The following is a 26,419-nucleotide window of genomic DNA, read 5'->3' on the forward strand; positions in this document are numbered from 1 at the left end:
CACGACTACAACCTCAACGCCGGCCCCTGGCACGGCTGGGAATCCCTCGACACCAACAAGAAGTTCACCACCGGCACCCCCGCCGCCCTCTACAACACCGACACCCAGACCGCCGAAGTCTTCGCCACCGACGACAAGGGCATCATCGCCCACAACTACTCCACCGGCGGCAACGCATACACCGGCTGGACCCCTGTGGCCGACGGCTTCAAGTCCGTGGCCAACCCGGCGGCGGTCTACAACCCCGTGAACAAGGTCACCGAAGTGTTCGCCACCGGCGCCAACAGCGCGGTCTTCCACTCCTACCTGTTCAACGGCGCCACGTGGCAAGGCTGGAGTTCCCTCGGGGACGGATGGCAGGCGACCAGCAGCCCCGCGGCCGTGTACAACGCCACCACCAACGCCATCGAACTGTTCGCCATCGGCACCGACGGCGCGGTGAACCACGACTACAACCTCAACGCCGGCCCCTGGCACGGCTGGGAGTCGATCAACACCGGCTGGTCGTTCAGCGGTACCCCGTCCGCCGTCTACGAGTCCGACAACCACGCCGCCGAGGTCTTCGCCATCGGCAGCTCCGACGGCCGGATCTCCAAGGCCTACACCGCCGACGGCCAGCCCATCGGCCCCTGGTACACCCTCGGCACCACACCGTTCAAGACCAGCTGAAGCCTCGACACCGTTGCCGGGCCCGGGCGCTGTCGGCCGAACCGGTATCGGGACGGGCTCGTACGGCTGAGCTGCCGGAAACGGACGGACGCCCGCGGTCCAAGTGGCCGCGGGCGTCCGGGTGTTACGGGATGTGACGGTGCGTCAGCTGCGGGAGCCGCGGCGACGGGCGATCACCAGTGCGCCGCCGCCGACGGCGAGCAGCGCGGCGCCGCCGGCGCCGTAGGCGATCATCTGGCCGCTGTTGCCACCCGTGCTGGCCAGGACCGGCGCAGGCTTGGTCGAGACCGGCTTGGCGCTCGGCTTGCCGACCGGGCCGGTGGTGTCGGCCGGACCGGACGGGGCCGGCGCGGCCGGGGAGGCCGACGGGGTGCCGGTGGTGGCCGGCGCCGACGGCTTGGTGCTGGTGGAGGCCGAGGGCGAGGCGCTGGTCGACGGCGTCGTCGTCGCCGTGGGCGTCCCGGTCGGGTGCTGGGTGGGGGTGCCCGTGGGCGAGGCCGAGGAGGTCGGCGTGCCGGTCGGGGTCCGAGTCGGCGTGCCCGTGGCGGTCGGGGTGCCGGTCGGGGTCGGGGTCGGCGTGCAGGCCTTGCCGCCGTTCCAGGCCGTGATCAGGTCGTTCGGGAAGACCCCGTTGGGGTACTTCGGCAGCGGGTTGGCGACGCCGTCGAACTTCTGGTCGTTGTTGTACAGGTCGATCTGGCCGAAGCACTTCGGCAGGTGCTTGCTGACGTCCAGGGTCGCCTGGCTGTGGCCCTTGTTGAGCGTGGTGGTCGCCCAGCCGAGGAAGGTCTGCTTGCCCGAGGTCTCCCAGGTCGGGCCCTCGGTGTCGTACGAGGCCAGCGAGACCTCGTAGTCGCAGCCCTCGGTGATGTCGCCGACCAGGCGGACCTGGATGACGCCGTGCGGCTGGTCCATCCGGCCGTCTTCGGTCCAGGACTTGCCGCCGTCCACCGAGTACTTCACGTTGACGTCGCCACAGGCGTACTCGCCCTGGGCGTGCGCGGTGCCGGCGGTCATCAGCGGGGCGCCGATGGCTATGCCGAGGGCGGCAAGGGCCGGAAGGCTCCGGCGCAGGGGTTGGTGCACGAGGAAGCTCCCTAGTGGTGTGGTGCACGGTGCGGGTGGGGCCTCACCGCTCCCCCGGTGGCGGTCTTCACGGACCGTCACCGGAACTGAACAGACGTGAGGCCGTGACCGTACCGGATCGCCGGGGAGCACCCGCAGGCAGGGTCCGGACCGGGGTGCGGGCCCCGGTCCGGACGTCAGGAGGCCTGTGCCCGGTACTCCGGGTCGTGGGCGAGCTCGGCGAGGAGGGCGTCCAGCTTGGCCCGGTCGACCGAGGGCATCACGAAGACGTGCACGTAGCTGCGGCGGGTGGACTCGTCGCCGGGGACCATCACGACGTCCTGCGAGGACAGCGACCACTTCGCCACCAGGTCGGCGCTGGGCTGACGGAAGCGCACGGTGACGGCGCCGGGGGTGCGGGCCGTCCAGAGGTCGACGCCCAGGGCCGCGTCCAGCGCGCGCAGGCGGCGCTCCAGGTAGCCGGCGAGCTCCTGGGCGCGGCGGATGCGGTCCACCTGGTCCTGGTAGGAGTGGCGGGAGAGGTGGTCCCAGAGGATCAGCGGCGAGAAGCCGTTGCGGGAGCCGGCGAAGGTGGTGTCCGGCGCGCCTATGTAGTCGGGCTGGGACGGCGGGCAGATCTGGTACTTGACCTTCGTCATGTAGATGCCGCAGGGCCAGGGCGCGCCGGGCCACTTGTGGCCGCTCATGGCGATCGAGGAAACCATGTCGACGTCGCCGTGCTCCGCGGTCGGCAGGGTGAGGCCGAAGTCGAACTCGGGCAGCTCGACCTCGGGCGTCCAGCCGTACTGCTGGTCGGTCGCGGCGAGCCGCATGAAGGGCGCGTAGCCGGCGCCGAGGGCGCCGTCCACGTGGATCCAGAAGCCGCGGCGCACGTCGACCAGGGGCTCGCCGGTGGCCGGGTCGGTGCCGTAGACCACCTCGCGCCGCACCAGGCCGTGGCGCTCGAAGATCGGCAGCAGGCGCTCGCACACCGCGCGGACGTCGTCGTGCGCGCCCTTGAAGGTGCTGCCGAGGTTCAGGTTGACGAAGACCGGGTGGCCCTTCGCGGCGAAGAACTCGACCAGGACGGCGAGCGCGTCGACGTCGATCTCGCCGGTGCCGTCCCACGGGAGGCCGGACGGGCCGGGCCGGGAGGGCACCTCGGTGGGCCACTCGCGGCGCCCGGTGACCGGGTCGACCAGCGGGCACTCGTCCGCGTACTTCTCCAGGCCGACGGCGTGGAACGTCTCGACGCCGAGGACGCACACCGCCTTGGCGAAGGAGTAGTGGGTGTCCTCGGAGTAGAACGCCACCGGGCGGTGGGCGTTGGGGTTGTGGCGGTCGGGCGCGGCGCTGACGTAGCGCAGCGCGTCGAACGGGGCCGTCGGCGGCTGGATCAGCGCCTTGCCGCTCAGGTAGTCGCGGGCGTTCCAGAGCGCGTACATGTTGCCCTCGGTCGAGCCCATGGACAGCATGTAGCCCCAGTACGACTCGGGGTCGGCGGGGTCGTGCGGGCGCTTCGCGTTCCACAGCCGCGCGTAGTAGTCGAGCACGGCGCGCTCGACGACCTTGGTGTTGGGCTTGTAGCCGCCGCTCTGGAACGGGTCGCCGAGGTTGTTGATGTTGTTCGGCATGAACCGGGCCAGGTCCAGCGCGGTGCCCTGCATGTCCTGGGTGGCCTGGTAACCGACCAGGTGCTTGCGCTTGCGCGACAGGTACTCGTCGACCGTGTCCAGCGCGTGCTGGCGCTGCGTCTCGTCCAGACCGCCCGCGGGGAGCACGAACTCGGCGACGTCCAGCTCCGGGCCGGGGTCGACGGCGGTGCCGGCGGTTCCGGCGGTGCCGGCGCTGAACGTGGCGGTCGGGCTCATGCGGGGGCGCTCCGGGAGGTCGAGAACGTAGGGGGCTGCGGGCCCAAGGATGGAACTTCCCGGCGCCTTTGAGAAGCTCCTCCGCAGGAAATTCGGTCGGAACTAGATCATGTTTGCGATTCTTCGGGAACGGCTGCGATCCTGGCGGGCATGCCGAACAATCCGCAGGCCACCCGGACCGCCCGAACCCCGGTGGACGACGTGGACCGGGCGATCATCCGGGCCCTGGCCGACAACGCCCGCATCCCGAACAACGCCCTGGCCGAGGCCGTGGGCATCGCCCCCTCCACCTGCCTGGCCCGGGTCCGGGCGCTGCAGGAGCGCGGCATCATCCGCGCCTTCCGCGCCGAGGTCGACCCGGCGGCCATCGGGCTGCCGCTCCAGGCGATGATCTCGGTGCGCCTGCGCGCCCACACCCGCGAGCAGAACGAGAGCTTCCGCAACACCGCGCCCGACCTGCCCGGCGTCCTGGCCGTGTTCCACATGGCCGGTTCCGACGACTACCTCCTGCACGTCGGCGTGGCCGGCCCGGAGTCGCTGCGCGACTTCGTCGTCGACCACCTGACCACGCACCCGGCGGTGGCCCAGACCCGCACCAACCTGATCTTCGAGCAGATACCCGGCCGCCGGTACCTCGCTCCCCCGCCCTGACCTGGGCCGGAGCCGGCCCGATTGTCAGTGGGTACCGCTAGCGTTCCCCTCGGTGATCACCGGACGGGCCGGTGGGGGTTGCGGAAGGCGTAGGAGGGGCTGTGCGGCGCTGGGAGTTCGTGGCGGACGGATCCGCGAAGTTCTGGGAGGCGGCGGTCGAGGGCGCCTCGGTGCGCGTGCGCTACGGCCGGATCGGCGCGGAGGGGCGGGCGCAGGTCAAGGAGCTGGGCTCGGCCGAGGCGGCGCTGGCGCAGTTCGGGAAGCTGGTCGCGGAGAAGGAGCGCAAGGGGTACGCGGAGGTGGGCACCCGGCCGGTCCCGGCCGATGCTGCCCTGCCCGCCTCGCCGCCCGACGAGGACGCCTTCGTCATGCCCGCCGCGTGGAAGGAACTGGTCGAGCCGCGCCGCGGGAGGACGGCCCGCGCCGTGACCACGCCGTCGCCGGAGTCCCTGGCCACGGCGGAGCAGCACATCGCGACCGACCGGGAGTGGATCGAGCAGGCCCTGGCGTCCCCGCACTCCGACCCGGAGCTGGTCCGCGCCGCCCGCGCCTTCCTCGCCGGGAAGGCCGACGCGCTCGGCGCCGTCGCGGTCGCGAGTCTGCTCCCTGGTTCGATGCAGACCCGGGTGGACGCGGTGCTGTTCACCGACGCGTGGGTGGTCCGGCACGGGCTCGTGTTCGCCGCACGCGCAGTCGTGGAAGCCTTCGGTGTCGAGGCGACGTGGGGTCACGGCCACCACTACCGGACGCAGCCGCGCCTGCGGTCCCTGGGGCCGAAGGACGCCTTCCCGTTGCACCTGACGGCGGGGCCGGCGGACCGGGTGCGGGCACTGCTCTCCATCGCGGACGAGGCGACGTACGACGGCGTCGTCGCCACCCTCGCGACGCTCCGCACCACGCCGCTTCGCCGTGCCGTCGCCACCTATCTCGCTCCCGGCACCCCCGGCTGGGCCGACGAGTGCGTCGCGGACGAGCCCGACTACGGCGACGACGCGCGGCAGCTGCGGCCGATGCTGCTCCGCTCGCTCGACGACCCCGGGCAGGTGGAGCGCCTCGGCCCCTACTCCAAGCACATGTGGCCCAGTTGGTCGGTCGCGCTCGTCGCCACGCTCGCCGACGCCGTCGGTACGGCGTGCGTGCCGCTCCTCGGCGAGGCGCTCGCCATCGTCTACGGCGGCGACGCGGTGCGGGCCATGGCGGCGGCCGTGGCACGGTTCCCGACCGACGACGCCTTCCGCCTCCTGCTCGCCCGCATCGACGACAAGCACGTCCGGCCCGCGCTCCAGGACGCCATGCAGCGCTACCCGGTCCGCGCCACGCGGCTGCTCGCCGAGGCCGTGCTCAAGGAGGGCAGCGCGGCGCCGGCGGCACGGCGGCTCCTCACCACCCACGCGCTCCTGCACCTGGCCGACCTGCCCGCGATTCTGGCGCAACTCGACGACACTTCCGCCGAGTTGGTCGGCTCGCTGGACGGCGTCCGGGGCCGTGTACCCGACGCGCCCGCCGAGGCGCTGCCGCCGGTGCTGGTCTCGCCGCCGCGGACGCGCAAGCCGACGCCGCCCCGCAAGGCGCGCGTGCTCAAGGGCCTGGAGCCGGACGACGTGACGGTGGAGGCCTGGCTTCCCGGGGAGCGGGAGAGCTGGGCCGCCGGGGCGGCGGACTACAGCCGGTGGGAGTACCCGGAGTCGACGGACTGGGCGGCCGAGGCGGCGCGGGTCCTGGTGGGAAGTGGCGGCAGCCACTGGTACGCGGTCCGGCTGCTGATGATGGGGCCCGCGGAAGAGCTCGCCTCCTGGGTCCGCACCTGGCGGCCCGACGCCCACTACGACGGGCACGAGCCGCTGCTTCCCCTCGTCGCCCGGTACGGTCCGGCCGCGCTGCCGACGGCCGTGTCGCTCGCGCGCACCAGGCCGGCGAGCTACGCACCGCTGCTCGCGCCGTTCCTCTCGGCCGACACGGCGCGGATCATGGCCGACTGCCTGGTCCGGCTCAAGTCCATGCGGTCGGAGGCCCGTTCGTGGTTCGAGCGGCACGGCGTGGCCGCCGCGCTGCTGCTCGTCCCCGACGCCGTGGGCCCGGCCGGGCGAGCCCGCAAGGCCGCCGAGGAGGCGCTGCGCGCGGTCGCGGCCGCCGAGAGCCCGGAGGTCCTCCTCGCGGCCGTGGCCGACCGGTACGGCACGGAGGCTGCGGGGATCGCAGCCGACGCGCTCGACACGGACCCTGCCGCGACGGGCGTGCCGGCCAAGCTGCCGGTCCTGCCCGCGTGGGCGCGGCCCGCGCTGCTCCCGCAGGTGCTGCTGGCCGACGGTCGGGCCCTGCCGGAGGAGGCCGTCGGGCATGTGCTGACGATCCTCGCGCTGTCCGGGCCCGGCGCGCCCCACCCCGCGCTCGCCACCGTCGTCGAGGCCTGCCGTGCGGACTCGCTGACCGCCTTCGCGTGGGCGCTGTTCCAGGAGTGGCACCTGGCCGGGATGCCCGCCCCGGAAACGTGGACGCTGCACGCGCTCGGCTTCCTCGGGAACGACGACACCGTCCGCCGGCTCACCCCGCTCCTGTGCGCCTGGCCCGGGCAGGACGCGCACCACCGCGCCGTCGAGGGCCTGTCCGTCCTGGCGGCCATCGGGAGCGACGTCGCCCTCCTGCACCTGCACACCATCGCCCAGCGGGTGAGGTTCAAGGCGCTCAAGCAACGCGCCCAGGAGAAGATCGCCGAGGTCGCCGAGGGCTTGGGCCTCACCGGAGAGCAGCTCTCCGACCGGCTCGTGCCTGACCTCGGGCTCGACCCGGACGGCACGACGGTCGTCGACTACGGCCCGCGCCGCTTCACCGTCGGGTTCGACGAGGAACTGCGCCCGTACGTGCTGGACGGGGACGGCAAACGGCTCAAGGACCTGCCCGCCCCCGGCGTCCGGGACGACCAGGAGCTGGCGCCGGCCGAGCGCAAGCGCTTCGTCGCACTGAAGAAGGAGGTCCGGGCGATCGCCTCGGACCAGATACGCCGACTGGAGGCGGCCATGGTGGCCGGGCGCACCTGGACGGCCGGCGAGTTCCGGGAGCTCTTCGTCCAGCACCCGCTGGTACAGCACCTCGTGCGGCGCCTCGTCTGGCTCGCGGAGAGCACGGACGGCACGACCACCGCCTTCCGCGTCACCGGGGAGCACAGCTTCGCGGACGTCGAGGACTCCGTATTCGTCCTTCCCGAGGACGCGACGGTCCGCCTCCCGCACCCACTGCTCCTCGGCGAGGCGGCCGTGGCGGCGTGGGTGGAGCGCTCCGCCGCTCACGGGATCGCCCAGCCGTTCCCGCAACTCGCGCGCCCGGTGCGGGCGGTGACGCCGGAGGAGGCCGCCGTCAGCCACCTGCACCGGTTCGAGGGTCAAACGGTGCCGACGGGCCGCCTACTCGGACTCACCAAACGCGGCTGGGAGCGCGGCCAACCGCAGGACGCGGGCATCGAGCGCTGGTTCTCCAAGAAGCTCGGCGAGGGCCTCCACCTCGTCATCGCGCTCAACGAGGGGATCTGGGTCGGGGTCGTCGACGAGTTCCCCGACCAGACCTTCGAGACGGTCTGGCTGGACCGTACGCCGCGCGACCACTGGAGCAGGACCGAGTACCCGGCGACCTTCGGCGAGCTCGACCCCGTCGTGGCCTCCGAGCTCCTCGCCGACCTGGAGGCGGTGACGGCGCCGTAGCCTCCGTGCGGGCATAGGCCCACGGGTGTAAACCCGTGGGCCTAATCCCGCACGGGTGATCAATCCGTGGGCCGATGCCCTACCGGGAGGGCACGTGACAGCGTTCCTCCCGTGCCCACGGACCTTCCGTCGCGGCATGACTGACGATCCGTGACCTTGGGGAGGGCTCGTGACCACCACTCCGACCGCCGCACCGCCCACCGGCCGCACGGGCCCGTCGCGCCGCCGCATGCTGGGCGCCGCGCTGGCCGCCGGGGCCGCCGTGCCGCTCGCCGCCGTCGCCGGCCCCGCGTGGGCGGCGCCGGCCCCGACGGCCCCGACGACCCCGACGGCCGGAGCCCCGGGGCGGCTGACGCTGCCCGAGCCCACCGGGCCGCACCCGGTGGGCCAGGTGCGGCTGCACCTCGTCGACCGGTCGCGCCCGGACGCCATCGCCGGGCCGGGGAAGTTCCGCGAGCTGATGGCCACCGTCTGGTACCCGGCGCGGGACGTCGAGCGGTACCCGGTGGCGCCCTGGATGCCGGCCGGCGCGCTCAAGGCGTTCCTCTCCGACGTCGGGGTCGCCCTCGATCCCGCGCTGGCGCCGCTCACTTCGGGCCACACGGGCGCCCCCGTGCGGCGGTCGGGCCGGCGGCTGCCCGTCGTCGTGTACGCGCACGGCGCGCACAGCCACCAGGGCGACCACACGATCATGGTCCAGGAACTCGCGAGCCACGGGTACGCGGTCATCACGGTCGCCCACGCCTACGACTCGTTCACGGAGTTCCCCGACGGCCGGATCGCCGTCCCCATGGGCGGCCCGAACACGCCCACGGCTCCGGGCGACTTCGCCGCCGACCTGCGCTTCCTCCTCGACTGCGCCGAGCAGCTCGCCGCCGGGTGCAATCCGGACGTCGACGGGCGGGAGCTGCCGAAGGGGCTGCTCGGCTCCCTCGACCCGCAGCGCATGGGCGCGTTCGGCTGGTCGAAGGGCGGCACGGCCACCGCGTGCGCCACCCTCACGGACCGGCGCATCCGGGCCGGGCTGAGCCTCGACGGCCCGATGCAGATGCGCCCGGCGTTGAGCGGCGATCTGGACCGGCCGTTCATGATGATGACCGCCGAGTTCACCCGGGCCACCGATCCCACCGCCGAGCAGTTCTGGGAGCACCTGCGCGGCTGGCGGCTCAACATCCAGGCCCAGGGCGCCCTCCACTCCTCCTACGGCGACAGCCAGGCGCTGTACCCGCAGGTGGCGCAGCTGCTCGGCTGGACCCCGCAGCAGCTCCAGGACGTGATCGGCACCCTCGATCCGGACGAGGCCGTACGGATCCAGCAGGCGTACCCGCTCGCGTTCTTCGACGAGCACCTGCGCCACCGCGGCGGGCACCTGCTCGACGGGCCGTCGCGCGACTTCCCGGCGGTGACGTACCTGCCGTGAGGCGGTGGACGGCGGCGCCCCGGACGGGCGCCGCCGTCCTGCGTGTGGCCGTCCGGTGCATCGCCGTCCGGTGCATGGCCGAAAGCCGTGCCTTGATGGGGTCCTGACACTCGATATGGTTAAATTAAGGTAATTTTACGGGGCCAACCGGGTGAATATCACCGGACCCTCGTGAAGGACTCGTACATGCACCGCCACCGTCCCACCCCTTCCCTCCGCCGGACCGCCGCCTCGGCGCTCGCGCTCACCGTCGCCCTCGGCGTCCTGACCGCGACCCCCGCCGTCGCCGAATCCGCCCCAGCCCCCGCGCCCGCACAGCCCGGCGCCACCCCGTACCTCGACGCCGTCGAGGCGACCCTGCGTCAGGTCTCGCCCGGCCTGGACGGATCCGTCTGGCAGCGCACCGCCGGCAACCGGCTCGACGCCCCGGCCGACGACCCGGGCGCCTGGCTGCTCCAGACCCCCGGCTGCTGGGGCGACCCGTCCTGCACCGACCGGCCCGGCACCCGCCGCCTGCTCGACAAGATGCGCGAGAACATCTCCCGCGCCACCCGCACCGTCGACATATCCACCCTCGCGCCCTTCCCGGACGGCGCCTTCCAGGACGCCATCGCGGCCGGCCTCAAGGCCTCCGTCGCCGCCGGGAACCGGCCGCACGTGCGGGTCCTGGCCGGCGCCGCACCGCTGCTGAACATCGGCGCCCTCCCGTCGAAGTACCGGGACGACCTGGTGGCCAGGCTCGGTGACGCCGCGTCGGCCGTCACGCTCGAAGTCGCCTCGATGACCACATCGAAGACGGCCTTCTCCTGGAACCACTCCAAGCTGCTGGTCGTCGACGGACGGACCGTCATCACCGGTGGCATCAACAACTGGAAGAAGGACTACCTCGACACCGGCCACCCGGTCTCGGACGTCGACCTCGCGCTGAACGGGCCAGCCGCCGCCTCCGCCGGCGCCTACCTGGACACCCTGTGGGACTGGACCTGCCGCAACACCGGCACGTTCTCCGCCGCGTGGTTCGCCTCCACCGGCGGCACCCCGTGCACCCCCGACCTGGAGCAGCGGCTCAACCCGGCCGCCGAGGACGCGCCCGCGACCGGCGGCGTCCCGGTGATCGCCGTCGGCGGCCTCGGCGTCGGCATCCGCGCCTCCGACCCGGCCTCGGCGTACCGGCCCGAGGACCTCCCGAACCCCGCCGACGTGAAGTGCGGCCCGGTCGGCCTGCACGACAACACCAACGGGGACCGCGACTACGAGACCGTCAACCCGGAGGAGAACGCCCTGCGGGCGCTCGTCGGCGCCGCCGGCAGCCACATCGAGATCTCCCAGCAGGACCTCAACGGCACCTGCCCGCCCATGCCCCACTACGACGCCCGCCTCTACGACCTGCTGGCCGCCAAGCTGGCCGACGGCGTCAAGGTGCGCATCGTCGTCAGCGACCCGGCCAACCGCGGCGCGGTCGGCAGCGGAGGCTACTCGCAGATCAAGTCGCTGAACGAGATCAGCGACGTCCTCAAGGCCCGCCTGGCCGCCCGCCTCGGCGACCAGGGACAGGCCCGCACCGCCATGTGCCGCAACCTCCAGCTCGCGAGCTTCCGCGCCACCCCGGCCGCGACCTGGGCCGACGGCCACCCGTACGCCCTGCACCACAAGCTGGTCTCGGTCGACGGCTCGGCGCTCTACATCGGCTCCAAGAACCTCTACCCGGCCTGGCTCCAGGACTTCGGGTACGTCGTCGAGGACCGCGCGGCCGCCGGGCAGTTGGACACGCAGCTCCTGTCGCCGCAGTGGCAGTATTCGCAGGCCACCGCGACGGTCGACTACGCGCGCGGGATCTGCAACGCCTGACACCGGGTCAAGGTGACAGCAGCCGGTGCCCCAGCCCCGTCCGGCTGTGGCGCACGGCCCGGCCGCTGCGGACGGTCGTCACCAGCCCGGCCCGGCGCAGCGCGCGGGCGTGTTCGGAGGCGGAGGCGAGGCTGATGCCGAGCTCCGCGGCGAGCTGGCTGGTGGTGGGCTCGCGGTCGGCCAGGCGCAGGACGGCCGCGCGGGTGCGGCCCAGCAGGGCGGCGATCGGGTCGTCCTGCGGGCCGCCGTCCGGCCCGCTCTCCGGGAGCAGCGGCAGCGGGGTGACGGCCGGGTAGACGAGCAGCGTGCCCAGTGGGTACGGGCCGGCCAGCGGGCCGCCGGTCCACTGCGCTGAGGGCATCAGCACGAGACCGGTGCCGCCCGGCCGGACGTCCACCTCACGCTCGACGGGGATCTCCAGGACGCTGCCGCGCCACCGGCTGCCCGGGTGGAGGCCGGCGAGCATCCCGCGCAGGCCGTGTTCGCGCTGGACGCGGGCGCGCCAGGCGAGATCGGTGTCGAAGCCGGTGCGCAGGCGGGGCCAGACGGCGCCGACGAGGTCCGGGTAGGCGGCGCGCATGGCGCGTTCCAGGTACTGCCAGGCGTCCTGGTCCTGGTCGGCGAGGTGGCGCAGCAGGGTGGTGGCGGGCAGCCCGCCCTTGGTCGTGACGCGGGTCAGCTCGCGGCGCACGAGCGTGCCGGTCGAGCTGCGGACGGTCTCCAGGCCCTGGTCGAGGCCGTCGCTCGGCGGGTCGAGGAAGAGCGGACCGGCGCCGCTGGGCGGCACGAGCTGCCGCAGCGGGGCGACGGCGGCCCGGGCCCGGGGCGTGCTCAGCGAGCGGCGCCATCGGGCGAACCCCGGTCCGCCGTCGTGGCGTTGGAGCATCGCGACGGCGAGGCCGAGTTCCAGGAGCGGCGCCGGTCCGTCGGCGAAGCGGACGCCGAGCAGGTCCTCGGCGGTGAAGTGGATCCGCAGCACCGTGCCCCCTCCGCCGTCGTCGCGGCCTGGTCGGTTTCGGCCTCGGCCGAAAGCATCGCGGGCGACGCGTCCGCCGTTCGACGATAGCCACCGCGCCCCCCGCAGGGGAGGGGGCGCGCACCCCTCTCTCGTCCGTGACACGCCAGGAGGCCCGTCATGTCCCTGCCCGCTTTGTCCCTGCCCGTCATGTTCCTGCGCCGGGCCGCCCGACCGTTGGCCGCCGCCGCGGCGCTGGCCGCCGCACTGCTCACCGTGGCCCCGACCGCTCAGGCCCACACGGGCGGTGACGACGGCTGGCAGCCGTACACGAGCGGCGACGAGGACTTCCCGGCCGGCGCGCTCTGCCCGTTCCACCTGCTCATCGGGGTGCTGGTGGAGGGCGAGGAGACCAAGGTCGCCGCCCGCTACCCCGACGGCTCGCCGGCCGAGGTGCTGTGGCGCGGCCCGCTGGTGCTGCGCTACACCAACGTGGACAGCGGGCGCAGCGTCGACCGCGACCAGAGCGGCAAGGCCACCGAGTACAAGCTGCCCGACCACAGCGTCCTGTGGCTGATCCCGAAGGACTCGCACATCTCCGCCCGCGTCCGCGCCGGGAACCCGTACCACGCCCCCGGCGACTTCCTGTTCAGCGGCGGCGTGACGCTGCTGGTCCACCCGGACGGGCAGCCGCAGGTGCTGGTGCAGCACCGGGTGGAGAACCTCTGCGAGACGCTCGCGTGAGCGGCAAGTGGCCTTTCACAGCAAGCGCTTGATGTCCCCTCGGGCCCGGTAGAAGCCGCCGCCGGCGGACTCGCGGACCTCCGCGACGAGGTAGCGCGCCCCGGCCACCCGGACGTCCTTCGGGAACTGCACGCGCCAGGTCGGGTCGTACCCGGCCGACACGACGCGCACCCGCAGCCGGGCGCCGTCCTGCACGCACTCCACCTCCACGCCGCCGAAGCCCGCGCCCGCCGCGACCGTCTCCAGCGCCCGGCCCGGCAGCACGCGCTCGACGTCGGCGCCGCGCACCTCGGCCGTCCGCGGCAGGGTGCCGGCCTCGGCGGCGCCGATGGCGGCCTCGCTCGCGTCCAGGCAGGCCAGCGAGCCGTCGGTGGTCACCAGGTAGAGCCGGCCGTCGCGGTACTGCATGCTGTAGGCCGATCCGCAGCCGGTGGCGAGCTTCCACAGCCGGGTGCCGTCGGCGGCGAAGCAGTACACCGAGGAGTGGTTGTCGCCGGCGAAGACGTACGCGCCGTCCGGCGAGGCCGCGCAGGAGAACACGGCGGCGTCGCACCGGTAGGCCGCGACCTCGGTGCCGTCCGCCTTGCGCAGCCGGTGCACCCAGCCCCGGGAGGTGCCGGCGAACACGTCGTCGGCCACCTGCCAGCCGAACAGGACGGCGCCCTTGGTGTCGGCGTGCCACAGCTGGTCGCCGCCGCGGGAGGCGTAGCGGGCGACGCCGCGCGAGTGGCCGTGGTAGACGCCGTCGGCGTCGCAGCGCACCATCCAGCCGTCGCGGCCCTCGGCCTTGCGGCGCCACTGGAACTCGTCCTCGTGGTCGACCGTGGTCAGCCCGCCGCGCTCGTCGGCGACGCCGAGCACGCCGTCATGGATGTCCAGCCAGTAGATGTCGACGTCCTCGGCGATCTCGTAGGCGACGCGCGGCACCTTGCCGCCGAGGTCGTAGACCTTGCCGTCGTCGCAGCCCGCGTAGATCCACCAGTCGTCCGCGACGATGCACTTGACGCCGTCGGGCAGGCCGAAGCGGCCCGTCACCTCGCCGTCGTGGGTGAGCGTGTAGACGTCGCCGGCCTCGTTGCCGACCCAGGCGTGCTCCTCGCCGACGAAGATGCCGAAGGCGGGCGAGCCCGAGCGGAAGCGCCACAGCAGCGGCGCCTGGCGGGCGGTGGAACGGCTGCTGACGATCTGCCGCCGGGTGGTGGCGCGCCGCTGGCGCACGCCCTGCACGGCCGGGGCGTAGCCCTTGCGGACCTTCTCCCCCACCTTCTTGGCGGCGGCCGCGGCGGCCTTCTCCGGGCTCGGGTAGCTCGTCGCCTTCACCTGCCCGGCGTCGCCGATCCGCCCGTAGCGCACGGTCACGACGCAGTCGGCGACGCGCACCTCGTAGAACTTGTGCGCGGTGCCGGCGTCCTCCGACAGCTCCATGTACGTGACCTGCTCATCCACGGCGACGGGCACGGCGAACACCCCTTTCGGGCAACGGAGTTGGATTCCGTCGGCGGCCCGGACGCTGCGCCCGCCCGCCGACTCCCCAGAATCTAGGCGCTGCCACTGACAACGGGGCCTGACAGCGGGGCCTGACAACGGGTGGTGAGCCGGGGTCAGGCCCGCGGGGTGAGGCCGTCGAGGAGGGCGCGGACCGTCTCCGTCGCGAACTCCTCCGTCGTCGGCGGGAGCAGCACGCCGGGCGGGGCCTCGTCGGCGTAGAAGACCTCCAGGAACGCCCGGTGGAAGCACGCGCCGATGAGGAGCAGCGCCGCCGCGTGCGGGTCGAGCGCGGCCGGGACGCGGCCGAGGCGCTGTTCGGCGGCCAGGTACTCGGCGAGGTGGACGCCGACCTGGTGCGGGCCGGCGTCGCCGAGCTTGCCGCGGTGGGCGGCGAGCAGTTCGGGGCTGGCGAGCAGGGAGCCGGCCATCGGGAACGACCGGCGGTAGAACGGGACGGCCACCCGGACCAGCGTCTCCAGGTGCTCACGGACGGTGCCCTGCCCGGCCTGGTCCGGCAGCTCGGCGACGGCGTCGGCGAGGCGGGGGGCGCGTTCGCGCAGGACCCGGACGAAGATCTCCTCCTTGTCCCGGAAGTGCTTGTACAGCGCCGCCTCCGAGCAGCCCGCCTCGCGCGCGATCTGCTTCGTCGTGGTGCGGGTGAGACCCACGGTGGCGAGCAGCCGGGCGGCGGCGTCGAGCACCCGGGCCCGGGTGAGCGCCCCTCCGGTCAGGGGCTCGGCGCCCTCGTGCGTGCTCTCCGGCGTTCCCTCGCGCGTCATGGGCCCCAGCGTACCTTGACAGGTGGGTGAGCACTCACCCACCATCGAAGGAGAACGTAAGTGAGCACTCACCCACCCACACTCACCCACCCTCGCGCACCCACCCCTGGGAGGGGTCATGAAACTCACCGTCCTCGGCGCCACCGGAGGCATCGGGCGCCACCTCGTCCGCCTGGCCCTGGCCGACGGGCACCGCGTCACCGCCGCCGTCCGGGACCCGGCGCGCCTCCCCCTGCAGCACGAGCGGCTCACCGTCGTCACCGCGGACGCCCTCGACCCCGCCTCGCTGGAGCCGGTGGTCGAGGGCGCCAACGCCGTGCTCTCCGGCATCGGCCAGGCCGGCCGCACCGACCCACTGAAGCCCGCCTCCACGTCCGCGCGTGCGGCGGTCGCGGCCATGACGGCCACCGGGGTCCGCCGCCTGCTCGTGGTGAGCGCCGGCCCGCTCAACCGCGGCGGCACCGGCCAGCCCCTCCTCGCGTCCAAGGTCTTCACGCCACTGCTGTGGGCGGTGCTCCGCGACCTCTACACCGACCTGGAGACGATGGAGCGCCTGCTGCGCAACACCGACCTCGACTGGACGGCCGTCCGGCCGCCGCGGCTGACCGACGCCCCCGGGCGCGGTCGCACCCGGCGCGACGTCGAATCCGGCCCGGCCGCGACCAGCGTCGCCCGGGAGGACGTCGCCCGCGCGATGATCGACATGGTGGCCGCGCGGGAGACCTTCCGGCACGCCGTCGGGGTCGGCGGCTGACGGACCCGAACCCGCTTGTGACGTACCGCCGGGACGCGGTCGGGTGGTGCCCGTGCCCACCGCCGAACTCACGCCCCGCGGCAGGCTGGTGATCACCGGCTGCGGGACGGACGGCCGCGGGCCCGGGCTCGATGCCGCCGAATGCCGCCGAATGCCGCTGGATGCCGCCGGCCGGACCGCGGTGCCCGGCAGGCGTTCACCACCTGATGCCCGCCGCGACCGGCAGGTGGTCGCTGCCGGTGTCCGGCAGCACCCGGGAGCTCGTCGCCGTCACGCCGCGGACCAGGATCTGGTCGATCCGCACCACCGGGAACGAGGCCGGGTAGCTGAAACCGAAGCCGTCCCCGGCGGTCTCCTGGGCCGAGCGCATCCGGGCGGTGAGGCCGGCGAACGCGCGGTCGTCCAGGCTGCCGTTCAGGTCCCCCAGCAGCAGCGTCCGCTCGCTCGCGTCGGCGGCGACGGCCCGGCCGATCGCCTGCACGCCGATGTCACGCGAGGCCGTCCAGAAGCCCGACGAGGGGAGGACCCGGACGGACCCCAGGTGTGCCACGTACACGGTCAGCGGCCCGCGGTCCGTGGCCACCGTGGTGCGCAGCGCCCGGTTCTCGGCCGCTTTGCCGTCCACCGGCCGGGTGTCCGCCAGCGGCCCGTAGTCCATGACGTCGATCGGCTGGGCGTCGCCCAGCGGCAGCCTGCTCCAGAGGCCGACGGTGCCCCGGACCACGTGGTACGGGTACGCCGCCGCGAGCCCCTTCTCGTACGCGTCCGTGGACTGCGGGGTCAGCTCCACCAGGGCCAGCAGGTCGGCGCCGGAGGCGGCCAGGCGACGTGCGGTGCCGCCCGGGTCGGGGTTGTCGGCGTCCACGTTCTGCTCGGCCACGGTGAGGTCGCCGCCCGGGCGGGACTTGTCGGCGAGCACTCCGCCGAAGAGGGTGAGCCACGCCGTGACCGGCAGCAGCAGCGCCACCACGGCGGCGGCCGATCGGCGCCACAGCGCCGCGACCAGCAGCAGCGGGACGAACAGGCCGAACCACGGCAGGAGGTTCTCCACCAGGCTGCCGAGGTGCCAGACGCCGTTCGGGATCTGCGCGTGCAGCAGCAGGACCAGGCCCAGCAGCAGCGCCAGCGCCGTGAGGACCGGGCCGCGCTTCCACGGCTCCGGCCGGGAGGCGGCGCGGAGCGCCCGGTGCAGCGGCGTGCGCCGTGCGGTCGGCTCCTCCGTTCGCGTGCGCTCACCGGCGGTCGTCGTCACGTCCTGCTTGAGGTTCATTCCGCCAGTCAACGGGCGTCGGCGTTGCCGGGGCGTATGCGATTTCCGATACGCGGACGATATGTGCGGGCTCGTAGCATCGGGGGATGCGCGTGTTGATCGTCGAGGACGAGCTCTACCTGGCCGAGGCCATCAGGGACGGCCTGCGGCTGGAGGCGATCGCGGCCGACATCGCGGGTGACGGCGACACCGCGCTGGAGCTGCTCGGCGTCAACGCCTACGACATCGCCGTCCTCGACCGCGACGTCCCCGGGCCGTCCGGTGACGAGATCGCCAGGCGCATCGTCGCCTCCGGCAGCGGCATGCCGATCCTGATGCTCACCGCGGCCGACCGGCTCGACGACAAGGCCTCCGGGTTCGAACTCGGCGCCGACGACTACCTCACCAAGCCCTTCGAACTCCGGGAGCTCGCCCTCCGGCTCCGGGCCCTGGACCGCAGACGCGGCCACAACCGGCCCCCGGTGCTGGAGCTCGCCGGCCTGCGGGTGGACCCGTTCCGGCGCGAGGTCTACCGGGACGGCCGCTTCGTCGCGCTGACCAGGAAGCAGTTCGCCGTGCTCGAAGTCCTGGTCGCCGCGCAGGGCGGTGCGGTCAGCGCCGAGGAACTGCTGGAACGGGCCTGGGACGAGCACACCGACCCGTTCACGAACGCCGTGCGCATCACCGTCTCCGCCCTGCGCAAGCGCCTCGGCGAGCCGTGGATCATCGCCACCGTGCCGGGCGTCGGCTACCGCATCGACGCCACGGGAAGCACTGGAGCCGACCGTGGTTACGGCCCCCGGACCGAGCGTCCGCCTGAAACTGGCCCTCAGCTACGCCGGGTTCCTGATGGTCGCCGCCGTCCTGCTGCTCGCCGCGGTCTGGCTCTTCCTGCTGCGGTACGTCCCCGACCGGGCGTTCCTCATCCCCGGCTCCACCGACACCCCGACCAACAACGGGGTGTTCCCCGTCCGGTCGAACCTCCTGCACGTCTTCGCCCCGAGGGCGGCCGTCGTACTGGCGTTCCTGCTGGTGTTCGGCCTGGTCGGCGGCTGGCTCCTGGCCGGCCGGGTGCTCGCCCCGCTGAACCGCGTCACCGAGGCCACCCGGCTGGCCGCGACCGGATCCCTCCGGCACCGGATCCGACTGCCGGGCCGCGCGGACGAGTTCCGGGAACTCGCCGACGCCTTCGACACCATGCTGGCCCGGCTCGAAGCCCACGTCGACGAACAGCGTAGGTTCGCCGCCAACGCCTCGCACGAGCTGCGCACCCCGCTGGCGACCACCAAGGCGCTCCTCGACGTCGCCCGCACCGACCCCGACCCGGACGTCGCCGGGATCGTCGACCGCCTCCACGCCGTCAACACCCGGGCGATCGAGCTCACCGAGGCGCTGCTCCTGCTCAGCCGGGCCGACCAGCGCTCCTTCACCCGGGAGCCCGTCGACCTGTCCCTCCTGGCGGAGGAGGCGGCCGAGACGCTCCTGCCGCTCGCCGAACGGCACGGCATCACCCTGGAAACCTCCGGCACCGTCGCCCCCACGACCGGATCGCCGGCACTGCTGCTACAGCTGACCGTGAACCTCGTGCACAACGCCATCGTCCACAACCTGCCCGAGGGGGGAACGGTACGCATCGACACTCGGACCCGCCCGGGCGTCGTGCTGCTCACCGTCGACAACACCGGCGAGCAGCTCTCCCCGCACCTGGTCGCGACCCTCACCGAGCCGTTCCAGCGCGGCACCGGCCGCGTCCGCACCGACCACGCGGGCGTCGGCCTCGGCCTGGCGATCGTCCACTCCATCACCCGCGCGCACGACGGAACGCTCACCCTCACCCCGCGCCCCGGGGGCGGCCTGCACATCACGGTGGAACTGCCCGCGGCGGCCGCCTGACGGAAACGGCCGGTCGTCATCCAAAGGGATGACACCGCTGATTCGCATAGATGATGGCTCGTCAGAACTTGCATCGGCAGGCGGATTCGGGGGGCCAGGCCCCGAATCTAGTCTCAACGGCATGAACCGATACCGCCGCGCAGCCGCCGTCACCGCCCTCGTCCTCGCTCTTCCGCTCCCGCTGGCCGGGGCCGCCATGGCCTCGCCCGCGCAGCCCGTCGCCACCTCCGCGCCCGCCTCCGCGAGCGCTGCCTTCCACGGTGAACTCCCCCGCCCCACCGGGCCGTTCGCGGCCGGCGAGGAGGTGCTGCACCTGACCGACCCGGACCGCACCGATCCGTGGGTGCCCGCGGCCGGGCCGCGGCAGCTGACGGTGTCGATGTTCTACCCGGCCCGGCCCGGCACCGGGGAGGCCGCCCCGTACATGACCCCCGGCGAGGCGCAGAACTTCCTCGCGACGCGGGTGCCGCCGGGCACCGGTCTGCGGCCGCAGGACCTCGTCGACACCAAGACCTACGCGTACACCGGCGCGAAGGCCGCGGGCGGGAAGCACCCGCTGGTGGTGCTCTCCCCCGGCTTCGAGAACCCCCACGCCACGCTGACCGGCCTGGCGGCCGACCTGGCGAGCCGCGGGTACGTCGTGGCCCTGGTCGGCCACACCTACGAGGACTCCGGCGAGACGCTCGCCGACGGCAGCACCCCGGGGTGCGCGCTGTGCGACAGCGGGGCACCCGACTCGCTCCCCGACAGCCGGGCGAAGGACGTGTCGTTCGTCCTGGACCGGCTCACCGGGCACCACCCGGTCTGGCGCCTCGCGCACCTGATCGACCGCGACCGCATCGGCATGGCCGGGCACTCGATCGGCGGCGCGTCGACGCTGAACGCGATGGCCGCGGACGAGCGGATCCTCGCCGGGGTGAACATGGACGGATCCTTCTTCCCGCCGGTCCCGACCGACAAGCTCGACGGACGCGCGTTCCTCCTGCTCGGCAAGCAGAGCGACCACTCCGCCGGCAGCGGCGACCCGTCGTGGGGGCAGGCCTGGGCGGGCTGGGACGGCTACAAGCCCTGGCTGGCCGTCGCCGGCACCACGCACGCGAGCTTCACGGACGTCCCGGTCCTGGCCGCCGAGGCCGGCCTCCCGCTCCCTCCCGGCACGACCACCTCACCCGAGCGCGGGATGCAGCTGACGCGGGAGTACGTCGGCGCCTTCTTCGACCAGACCCTGAAGGGCCTCCACGAGCCCCTGCTCGACGGCCCGTCGGCGGCGAACCCGGAGGTGTCCTTCCAGCACCCCTGACCGGCACCCCTGACCGGAGGCTGTCTCCGCCCCTCGGCGGAAACAGCCTCCGCTCCGCGCCCCGAGCGTTGCGATCAGGCCAGCGTCGGGCGGACCGCCAGGAAGCGGTCGACCGTGCGCTCCAGGTCCTCCGGCGTGGCGCAGTCCAGGATCGCCCAGCCGATCCGCTCCTGCGAGGAGTGCGGCGGCCCCACCACCGCGCCCGGTTCGGCGTTGACGCCGCCGCGCACCACGCCGGGCCAGGCCAGCCACTCGTGCTCGCCGGCCGACTTCAGCACGCCGGTCCGGTCGGCCGTCACGAAGCAGCTGCCCGCGTGGTGCATGGCGACGTCGGAGGGCGGCTGGAACGTGCCGCCCCGGGCGAGGGTGAGCACGTCGGCGAACAGGTCGGTGCCGGCCACGATCGACGTCGCCTCCATGCAGTGGTCGCCGGGGGCCCGGACCGCGACCTCCATGATCACCAGGTCGGTACCCCTGGTCCGGAACTCGACGAACATGATCCCGGTCCGCATCCGGATCGCGTCCGCCACCGCCTGGCCGAGCGCGTCGGCGGCGCGGCCGAGCTCCGGGTCGGTCCGCTGGTGCCCGGCGAAGTGCGCGAGCTCGACGAAGTCCGGTGCGTTGGTGGTGAGTTTGCGGGTCAGGCTGCCGAAGCAGACCCGGCCGTCGACCGCCAGCCCCTCCCAGTTGTACTCCTGGCCCTCGACGTAGTCCTCCACCAGCAGGGCGCCCTCGGTGTCCCGCCGGGCGACCGCGTCGGCCCACTCCGCCGGGGTCGCGACCCGCTCGACGCCCTCGCTGCCCGCCCGGTCGAGCGCCTTGACCACGACCGGCAGACGGCCGGCCGCCCACTCGGTGGCGGCCGACAGCCGCGGGGTCTTGAGGTGCTCGGGGTTGGCCAGACCGGCGGCCGCGAACCGGAAGCGCTGCTGGCTCTTGTCCCGGGAGATGGCCGCCGCGTCCAGGCCGGGACCGGGCAGGCGGTGCTGTTCCTGGGCCATCGCCGCGGCCAGCACGTGCACCTCGGAGGAGGCCACCACGCCCTCCGGACGCACCCGGCGGACCAGTTCGGCGGTGGGCCGGATCCAGCCGTCGTCCCGTCCGGTCGCCGCCGGGTCGACCTCGGCGGTGGCGGTGATGCAGTCGTACCGCTCGCGCAGTTCGGCGGCCCGCGCGGCGGTCTCCACGAGGGCGATCTCCAGGCCGAGCCGCTCCGCCGCGCGCAGGTAGCCTTCGAGGATCGGGGCGGCCCCGACCAGGACGATGCTCATCGGACACCTTCGGTGAGTGAGGCCGCCAGGGCGCGGCGGTCGGTCTTGCCATTGGGGTTGAGCGGCAGCGCGTCGAGGTGGGTGAAGCCGCGCGGCACCATGTACGGGGGCAGGTCGCCGAGCAGCGAGCGCAGCGCCACCGGATCCTGCTCCCCGCCCGTGTAGCAGGCCTCCAGGCCCAGCTCGTCGTGGGCGTCGGGCAGCGCCAGCACCACCGCGTCGGTGACGCCCGGCAGTGCGCGCAGGGCCGCCTCCACCTCGCCGAGTTCGATGCGGTGGCCGCGGATCTTGACCTGCTGGTCCAGCCGGCCGAGGTGGACCAGGCCGTGGCCGCTCACCGCGACCCGGTCCCCGGTCCGGTAGTAGAGCTCCGGGCCCACCGTCTCCTCCTGGTGGATCACCGCCCGGGTCCCGTCGAAGGAGACGAAGCGCCCGGGGTTGTCGGAGGGCTGGAGGTAGCCGGGAAATCGCTGCGACCCGCGAATGCACAACTCGCCCTCCTGCGCCGGGAGTCCGTCCTCGTCCAGGACCAGGAAGTCCAGGTGGGGGTAGGGCTCGCCGATGGGGACGGTGCCGTTCGCCGGGGACGGCCACTCCTCGGGCCGGGTGGGCAGCCGGTACTCGGTGCAGATCACGGTGGTCTCGGTCGGACCGTACAGGTTCTCCAGCAGGCTGCCGGGCGCGGCCCGGCGCCACAGGTCGATCTGCTGCACGGTCAGCCGCTCGCCGCAGAATCCGCTCCAGCGCAGGCTGGGCATGCTGTCCGGGGCCAGGTCGCGCAGCCGGTGCGCGTAGTTGATGATCGACGGCACCGAGAACCAGTGGGTGATCCGCTGCCGGGCGATGAAGCGGGCGGGGCGCACCAGTTCGCTGCGGGTCGGCACGACCAGGGTCGCGCCGGAGCCCCAGGCCGAGAACATGTCCCACACCGACGGGTCGAAGGTGAGGTCGAAGGTCTGCGACAGCCGGCAGCCGGGGCCCAGTTCGTACCGCGGGATGACGTGGTCCAGCAGCGCCGAGACGTTGCGCTGCAGCACCGGCACCCCCTTGGGCGTGCCGGTCGAGCCGGAGGTGAACAGGATGTAGGCGATGTCGTCCGGCCCGGCCGCCCCCACCGGCGCCTGGTCCGCGGGGTCCGCCGGCGCGTCGGCGAGCACCACCGGCACCGGCAGGCCCGGCGCCGGCGCCTCGCTCAGCACGACGTCCAGCCGGGCCAGTTCGGCGACGGCGGCGAGCCGGTCGGCGGAGAAGCCGGGGTTGAGCGGGACGGCGGTGGCGCCGAGCCGGTGGACCGCCAGGTAGCCGGCGTACGCGGCGACGCTGCGGTTGGCCAGCACGCCGACCCGGCGCGGCGTACGGCCGGCGCACCCGGCCACCAGCCGGACGGCCGCCAGCCGGGCCTGCTCGGCGAGTTCGGCGTAGCCGAGCCGACGGTCGCCGACCTCCAGCGCGCTGAGCTCGGGATGGCGCCGCGCGGTCGCGGTGAACCGCTCGTAGAGCGTGGGCTGGTCGGCCATGTCAGTCCTCCAGGGCGGTGACGTCGGCATGCGTGACATCGGCGTCCGGGACACCGGTGTCGGTGACGTAGGCGTTGTAGTAGACCGGGGTGCCGAGGAAGGAGGAGGTGAACACCCCGCCCACCTGCGAGCCGTGCAGCGCGAGGTGCACGTAGGAGAACAGCGGCACGACCGGCACGTGGTCGCGCATGAGCAGCTCGTCCAGGGCCGCCCACTCGCCGGCGGCCGGTTCGGCGGGCAGCCGGCCGATGCGCTCGATCTCGGCGTCGACCGCCGGATCGGCGAGGTAGCTGGTGTTGTCGTTGCCGCTCGGGCCGATGGTCCGCCCGTCGAAGGCGCCGAGCAGGGTGGAGGCTCCGGGCCAGTCGGCGGCCAGGCACATCATGTAGAGGTCGTACGGGTTGCCGCGGGTCTTCAGGGCGCCGTTGTGCGAGGGCCGGTCGATCTCCACCACTTCGGTGCGGAACCCGGCCCGGTCCAGGCTGTCCGCGAGCGCGCGGCTGCCGGCCAGGAAGTAGTCGCCGTCCCGGCTGAGCAGCCTCAGCTCGGGCGTCCGGCCCGCGAGCAGCTCCGCGGCGGCCGCGGGGTCGCCGTTCGGGCCGCCGGGGTTCGGGTCGGGGTAGTCGCGGTGGCCGATGGTGGCGGCGGGCAGGATGGTGTGCACCGGTTCGCCCTGGGTGTCGCCCACCATGACGGCGCGGACGCCGACGCGGTCCACCGCGCGGGCGACGGCCCGGCGCACGTCGGGGTCGGTGACCCGGGCGGTGTTGATCACCAGGTACCAGATCAGCGGGGTCGGGTCGCGGCGCAGCCGGCCGGCCAGGGACGGGTCGGCGAGCAGCTGCGCACCGACCGCCTGCGGGGCGTTGTTCTCGGCCACCGCCCGGGCGTCGTGGCCCCGTTCGTCCCTGACCCGCAGGTTCTGCTCGCCGCTCCCGACGCCGAGCTCGATCTCGATCCGGTCGGGGTGGTCGTGCCGGACGGGATCGGTGGCCGGGTCCCAGTGCGGGTTGCGCTCCAGGGTGATCCGCTTGTCGGGGACGTGTTCGGCGATCCGGTACGGGCCGCTGGCGACCGGGGCGAGGTCGTAGTCCGCGCCGGTGTCGGCGTCGCGCGGGACGGGCGCGGTGACCGCCTGGGAGGCGGCGAACGGCAGGTCGGGGTGCGGCTCGCGGAAGCGGAACACGAGGGTGTGGGAGTCCGGCGTCTCCAGGCCGGGCACGTCGGCGGGGCCGGCCGCGTACGGGCCCGGGTAGTCGCCGTTCTCGCCGAGCCAGGTGCGCAGGTAGGTCGGGCCGTCGGAGACCTCCGGCGCGAACGAGCGGGCGATCCCGTACGCGACGTCGGCGGCGGTGACCTCGCGGCCGTCCTCGAACCGGACGCCCCGTTTGAGGGTGAACTCCCAGGTGCGGCCGTCGCCGTCGACGTCGCGGCCGGGCGTCTCGGCGAGGTCGCCGACCAGCACCCGGCCGCCGGCGCCGTCCTCGCGGAACATGGTCAGGGTGCGGAAGAGCAGGTGTCCGACGGCCATCGACTGGAGGGTGTAGCTGCGCTGCGGGTCCAGGTGGTCGTAGGCGGCGTCGCGCAGGATGTGCAGGGTGCCGCCGCGGCGGGCGCCGGGCTGGGCGGGGGCCGGGCCCCGGGAGGCGGCCGGGTCGCGGGCGATGGCGTCGGAGGTCATGCGGGTATCTCCAGTGCGGGGGCGGTGGTGTGGAAGGCGCCGCCGGAGAACACCAGCGGCTGCGCGGCGGGCGGGCGGCCGATCGCCTGGACCGCGCCGACGACGATCGCGTGGTCGCCGGCCGGGTGGACGGCGTGGACCGTGCAGTCGAACCAGCCGGCGCCGTCGAGCAGCACCGGGCTGCCGGTGGCCGGCCCCGGCGCCCAGGCGTCGTCGGCGAAGGCGGCCGCGCCGAGCGGCCGCCGGGGGTCGGCGAAGCGGCGCGCGGTGGCCTGCTGCCCGGCGCCGAGCACGGTGACCGCGAAGGCGCCGGTGGCGAGCAGGTGTTCGCGGATCCGGGCCTTGTGGCCGACGCAGACCAGGACGAGCAGCGGGTCGAGCGAGACGGTGGCGAAGGAGTTCGCGGTCATGCCGAACGGCCCGTCGGCCGACCGGGTGGCCACCACGGTCACGCCGGTGGCGAAGCGGCCCGCCACGCTGCGGAACGCGTCCGGGTCCGGCGCGGTCCGGTTCATCCGGCGCTCCGCTGCCGGAGCCGGTCCAGGTGTTCCAGGCCCGCGAGGACGGTCTCGTCCGGGATGCCGAAGTCGATCAGGCAGGCCAGTTCGTCGACGCCGGCGGCCCTGGCCCGCTCCACGACCGCGGACGCCTGCTCGACCGTGCCGAACAGGCCGCTGGAGTCGTAGTAGGTGTCGAAGGAGCGGCGGACCAGGAAGTCCACGTCCGACTCGCGGAGCTTGTCGACGTCGAAGCCCTGGAGCAGGCTGGTCGCGGAGCGGGCGATCAGCCGGAAGGAGCTCTTCAGGTACTGCGTGAACGGCTCGCGGACGGTCTCGCGGACCTGCTCCGGGTCCTCGCCGAGGAAGCTGTGCAGCATCAGCACGACGTGTCCGGGCCGGCCGTCGTGGCCGGGCCGGGCGGCCAGCGCCTTGCGATAGACGGCGATCTTCTCGGCGAGCTGGTCGAAGTCCTGGCCCAGCAGGTGGGTCAGGACGCCCGCACCGGCCCGCCCGGCGGCCTCGAAGGTCTGCGGCCCGCCGGCGCTGGTGACCCAGACCGGCAGTTCGGGCTGGACCGGCCGCGGGAAGGCCCGCACCTCGGCCGGGTTCCCGGCGCCGTCCACCACCGGCAGCGGCTCGCCGCGCCACAGCGCCCGCAGGGCGTCGACGGTGTCCAGCACGGCCTGCTTGCGCTCCGGGTAGCCCTCGGGCCGCAGCGCGAAGTCCACCGCGTTCCAGCCGGAGGCCAGGGAGATGCCGGCCCGGCCGTTCGACAGGTTGTCGACCACCGCCCATTCCTCGGCGATCCGCAGCGGGTGGTGCAGCGGGGCGACGACGCTGCCGGCCCGGACGCCGATCCGCTCGGTCACCGCGGCGACGGCGGCGCCGGTCACCGAGGGGTTCGGGTAGGGCGCGCCGAACGGGTGGAAGTGCCGCTCCGGGGTCCACACGGCCGCGAAGCCGTGGGTGTCGGCGAACCGGGCCCCGTCCAGCAGGAGGCGGTACCTCCCGCGGGACGGGTCGTCCGAGCCGTCGGCGAAGTAGAAGAGACTGAAGTCCATGGGGCTTCCTC

The 26,419-nt window shown here is 73.8% G+C and carries 20 protein-coding genes and 1 pseudogene; 10 read left to right on the plus strand and 11 right to left on the minus strand.

The window, feature by feature from the left end; translation table 11 throughout:
• The coding region (locus tag ACFVSN_RS05255; protein WP_387599390.1) for a hypothetical protein at window positions 1-669 on the plus strand (669 nt) is incomplete at its 5' end.
• Between the two features lie 144 nt (window positions 670-813).
• On the opposite strand, the gene ACFVSN_RS05260 is transcribed toward ACFVSN_RS05255, so the two are convergent.
• Both ACFVSN_RS05260 and ACFVSN_RS05265 read right to left on the minus strand, forming a co-directional pair.
• Window positions 814-1,755: a hypothetical protein gene (locus tag ACFVSN_RS05260; RefSeq protein WP_387599387.1), complete on the minus strand. Its 942-nt coding sequence runs from the start codon at window positions 1,753-1,755 to the stop codon at window positions 814-816.
• Between the two features lie 176 nt (window positions 1,756-1,931).
• Window positions 1,932-3,605, minus strand: a complete 1,674-nt coding sequence (locus tag ACFVSN_RS05265) for a histidine decarboxylase (protein WP_387599384.1) — start codon at window positions 3,603-3,605, stop codon at window positions 1,932-1,934.
• 150 nt (window positions 3,606-3,755) lie between these two features.
• Here ACFVSN_RS05265 and ACFVSN_RS05270 point away from each other — a divergent pair, with 150 nt between their 5' ends.
• The 4 genes from ACFVSN_RS05270 to ACFVSN_RS05285 all read left to right on the plus strand — a co-directional run bounded on the left by ACFVSN_RS05270 (window position 3,756) and on the right by ACFVSN_RS05285 (window position 11,216).
• On the plus strand, window positions 3,756-4,256 hold the full coding sequence (locus tag ACFVSN_RS05270; RefSeq protein ID WP_387599381.1) for an Lrp/AsnC family transcriptional regulator: 501 nt from the start codon (window positions 3,756-3,758) through the stop codon (window positions 4,254-4,256).
• 101 nt (window positions 4,257-4,357) lie between these two features.
• Complete coding sequence (locus ACFVSN_RS05275; RefSeq protein ID WP_387599379.1) at window positions 4,358-7,948, plus strand: DUF4132 domain-containing protein; 3,591 nt, start codon at window positions 4,358-4,360, stop codon at window positions 7,946-7,948.
• A 169-nt stretch (window positions 7,949-8,117) separates the two neighbouring features.
• Window positions 8,118-9,368 carry an alpha/beta hydrolase family protein gene (locus ACFVSN_RS05280; protein WP_387953703.1) on the plus strand — a complete coding sequence of 417 codons (1,251 nt, stop codon included), beginning with the start codon at window positions 8,118-8,120 and terminating at the stop codon, window positions 9,366-9,368.
• A 186-nt stretch (window positions 9,369-9,554) separates the two neighbouring features.
• On the plus strand, window positions 9,555-11,216 hold the full coding sequence (locus ACFVSN_RS05285) for a phospholipase (RefSeq protein ID WP_387597851.1): 1,662 nt from the start codon (window positions 9,555-9,557) through the stop codon (window positions 11,214-11,216).
• A 7-nt stretch (window positions 11,217-11,223) separates the two neighbouring features.
• Here ACFVSN_RS05285 and ACFVSN_RS05290 read toward each other — a convergent pair whose 3' ends face one another.
• Window positions 11,224-12,195: an ArsR/SmtB family transcription factor gene (locus ACFVSN_RS05290; protein ID WP_380508003.1), complete on the minus strand. Its 972-nt coding sequence runs from the start codon at window positions 12,193-12,195 to the stop codon at window positions 11,224-11,226.
• 156 nt (window positions 12,196-12,351) lie between these two features.
• Between ACFVSN_RS05290 and ACFVSN_RS05295 the strand changes: the two genes are divergently transcribed.
• Window positions 12,352-12,915, plus strand: coding sequence for a hypothetical protein (locus tag ACFVSN_RS05295; RefSeq protein WP_387597854.1), 564 nt, complete (start codon window positions 12,352-12,354; stop codon window positions 12,913-12,915).
• Window positions 12,916-12,930: 15 nt separating this feature from the next.
• Here ACFVSN_RS05295 and ACFVSN_RS05300 read toward each other — a convergent pair whose 3' ends face one another.
• Both ACFVSN_RS05300 and ACFVSN_RS05305 read right to left on the minus strand, forming a co-directional pair.
• Window positions 12,931-14,373 carry a WGR domain-containing protein gene (locus ACFVSN_RS05300; RefSeq protein WP_387597857.1) on the minus strand — a complete coding sequence of 481 codons (1,443 nt, stop codon included), beginning with the start codon at window positions 14,371-14,373 and terminating at the stop codon, window positions 12,931-12,933.
• A gap of 143 nt (window positions 14,374-14,516) precedes the next feature.
• Window positions 14,517-15,182, minus strand: a complete 666-nt coding sequence (locus tag ACFVSN_RS05305; RefSeq protein WP_380441448.1) for a TetR/AcrR family transcriptional regulator — start codon at window positions 15,180-15,182, stop codon at window positions 14,517-14,519.
• Window positions 15,183-15,300: 118 nt separating this feature from the next.
• Between ACFVSN_RS05305 and ACFVSN_RS05310 the strand changes: the two genes are divergently transcribed.
• Window positions 15,301-15,936, plus strand: a complete 636-nt coding sequence (locus ACFVSN_RS05310) for an NAD(P)-dependent oxidoreductase (protein WP_387597860.1) — start codon at window positions 15,301-15,303, stop codon at window positions 15,934-15,936.
• A gap of 196 nt (window positions 15,937-16,132) precedes the next feature.
• On the opposite strand, the gene ACFVSN_RS05315 is transcribed toward ACFVSN_RS05310, so the two are convergent.
• Entirely contained in the window at window positions 16,133-17,206 is a 1,074-nt protein-coding gene (locus tag ACFVSN_RS05315) for an endonuclease/exonuclease/phosphatase family protein (RefSeq protein WP_380507997.1), read from the minus strand.
• Between the two features lie 86 nt (window positions 17,207-17,292).
• Here ACFVSN_RS05315 and ACFVSN_RS05320 point away from each other — a divergent pair.
• From ACFVSN_RS05320 to ACFVSN_RS05330, 3 genes and pseudogenes are all read left to right on the plus strand, one after another.
• A pseudogene (locus ACFVSN_RS05320) lies at window positions 17,293-17,976 on the plus strand (response regulator transcription factor); the annotation flags it as partial.
• Complete coding sequence (locus ACFVSN_RS05325) at window positions 17,972-19,078, plus strand: sensor histidine kinase (protein WP_387953705.1); 1,107 nt, start codon at window positions 17,972-17,974, stop codon at window positions 19,076-19,078. The pseudogene ACFVSN_RS05320 and the gene ACFVSN_RS05325, both read left to right, overlap by 5 nt.
• A gap of 121 nt (window positions 19,079-19,199) precedes the next feature.
• Complete coding sequence (locus ACFVSN_RS05330) at window positions 19,200-20,378, plus strand: alpha/beta hydrolase family protein (RefSeq protein WP_387597867.1); 1,179 nt, start codon at window positions 19,200-19,202, stop codon at window positions 20,376-20,378.
• 74 nt (window positions 20,379-20,452) lie between these two features.
• Here ACFVSN_RS05330 and ACFVSN_RS05335 read toward each other — a convergent pair whose 3' ends face one another.
• The 5 genes from ACFVSN_RS05335 to ACFVSN_RS05355 are packed head-to-tail and all read right to left on the minus strand — an operon-like array spanning window position 20,453 to window position 26,408.
• Window positions 20,453-21,649: an ATP-grasp domain-containing protein gene (locus ACFVSN_RS05335; RefSeq protein ID WP_380441461.1), complete on the minus strand. Its 1,197-nt coding sequence runs from the start codon at window positions 21,647-21,649 to the stop codon at window positions 20,453-20,455.
• Window positions 21,646-23,166: an AMP-binding protein gene (locus ACFVSN_RS05340; RefSeq protein WP_380507983.1), complete on the minus strand. Its 1,521-nt coding sequence runs from the start codon at window positions 23,164-23,166 to the stop codon at window positions 21,646-21,648. The genes ACFVSN_RS05335 and ACFVSN_RS05340 overlap by 4 nt, the downstream gene beginning before the upstream one ends.
• A gap of 1 nt (window position 23,167) precedes the next feature.
• Window positions 23,168-24,847 carry an ABC transporter substrate-binding protein gene (locus ACFVSN_RS05345; RefSeq protein ID WP_387597870.1) on the minus strand — a complete coding sequence of 560 codons (1,680 nt, stop codon included), beginning with the start codon at window positions 24,845-24,847 and terminating at the stop codon, window positions 23,168-23,170.
• The gene (locus ACFVSN_RS05350; RefSeq protein ID WP_380441467.1) at window positions 24,844-25,362 is read right to left on the minus strand and encodes a flavin reductase family protein; all 519 of its coding nucleotides are present in this window, start codon (window positions 25,360-25,362) and stop codon (window positions 24,844-24,846) included. The genes ACFVSN_RS05345 and ACFVSN_RS05350 overlap by 4 nt, the downstream gene beginning before the upstream one ends.
• The gene (locus ACFVSN_RS05355) at window positions 25,359-26,408 is read right to left on the minus strand and encodes an LLM class flavin-dependent oxidoreductase (protein ID WP_380441468.1); all 1,050 of its coding nucleotides are present in this window, start codon (window positions 26,406-26,408) and stop codon (window positions 25,359-25,361) included. The genes ACFVSN_RS05350 and ACFVSN_RS05355 overlap by 4 nt, the downstream gene beginning before the upstream one ends.
• Window positions 26,409-26,419 lie beyond the last annotated feature (11 nt).

This window comes from Kitasatospora sp. NPDC057904 (assembly GCF_042887925.1).
Taxonomy (GTDB): Bacteria; Actinomycetota; Actinomycetes; order Streptomycetales; family Streptomycetaceae; genus Kitasatospora.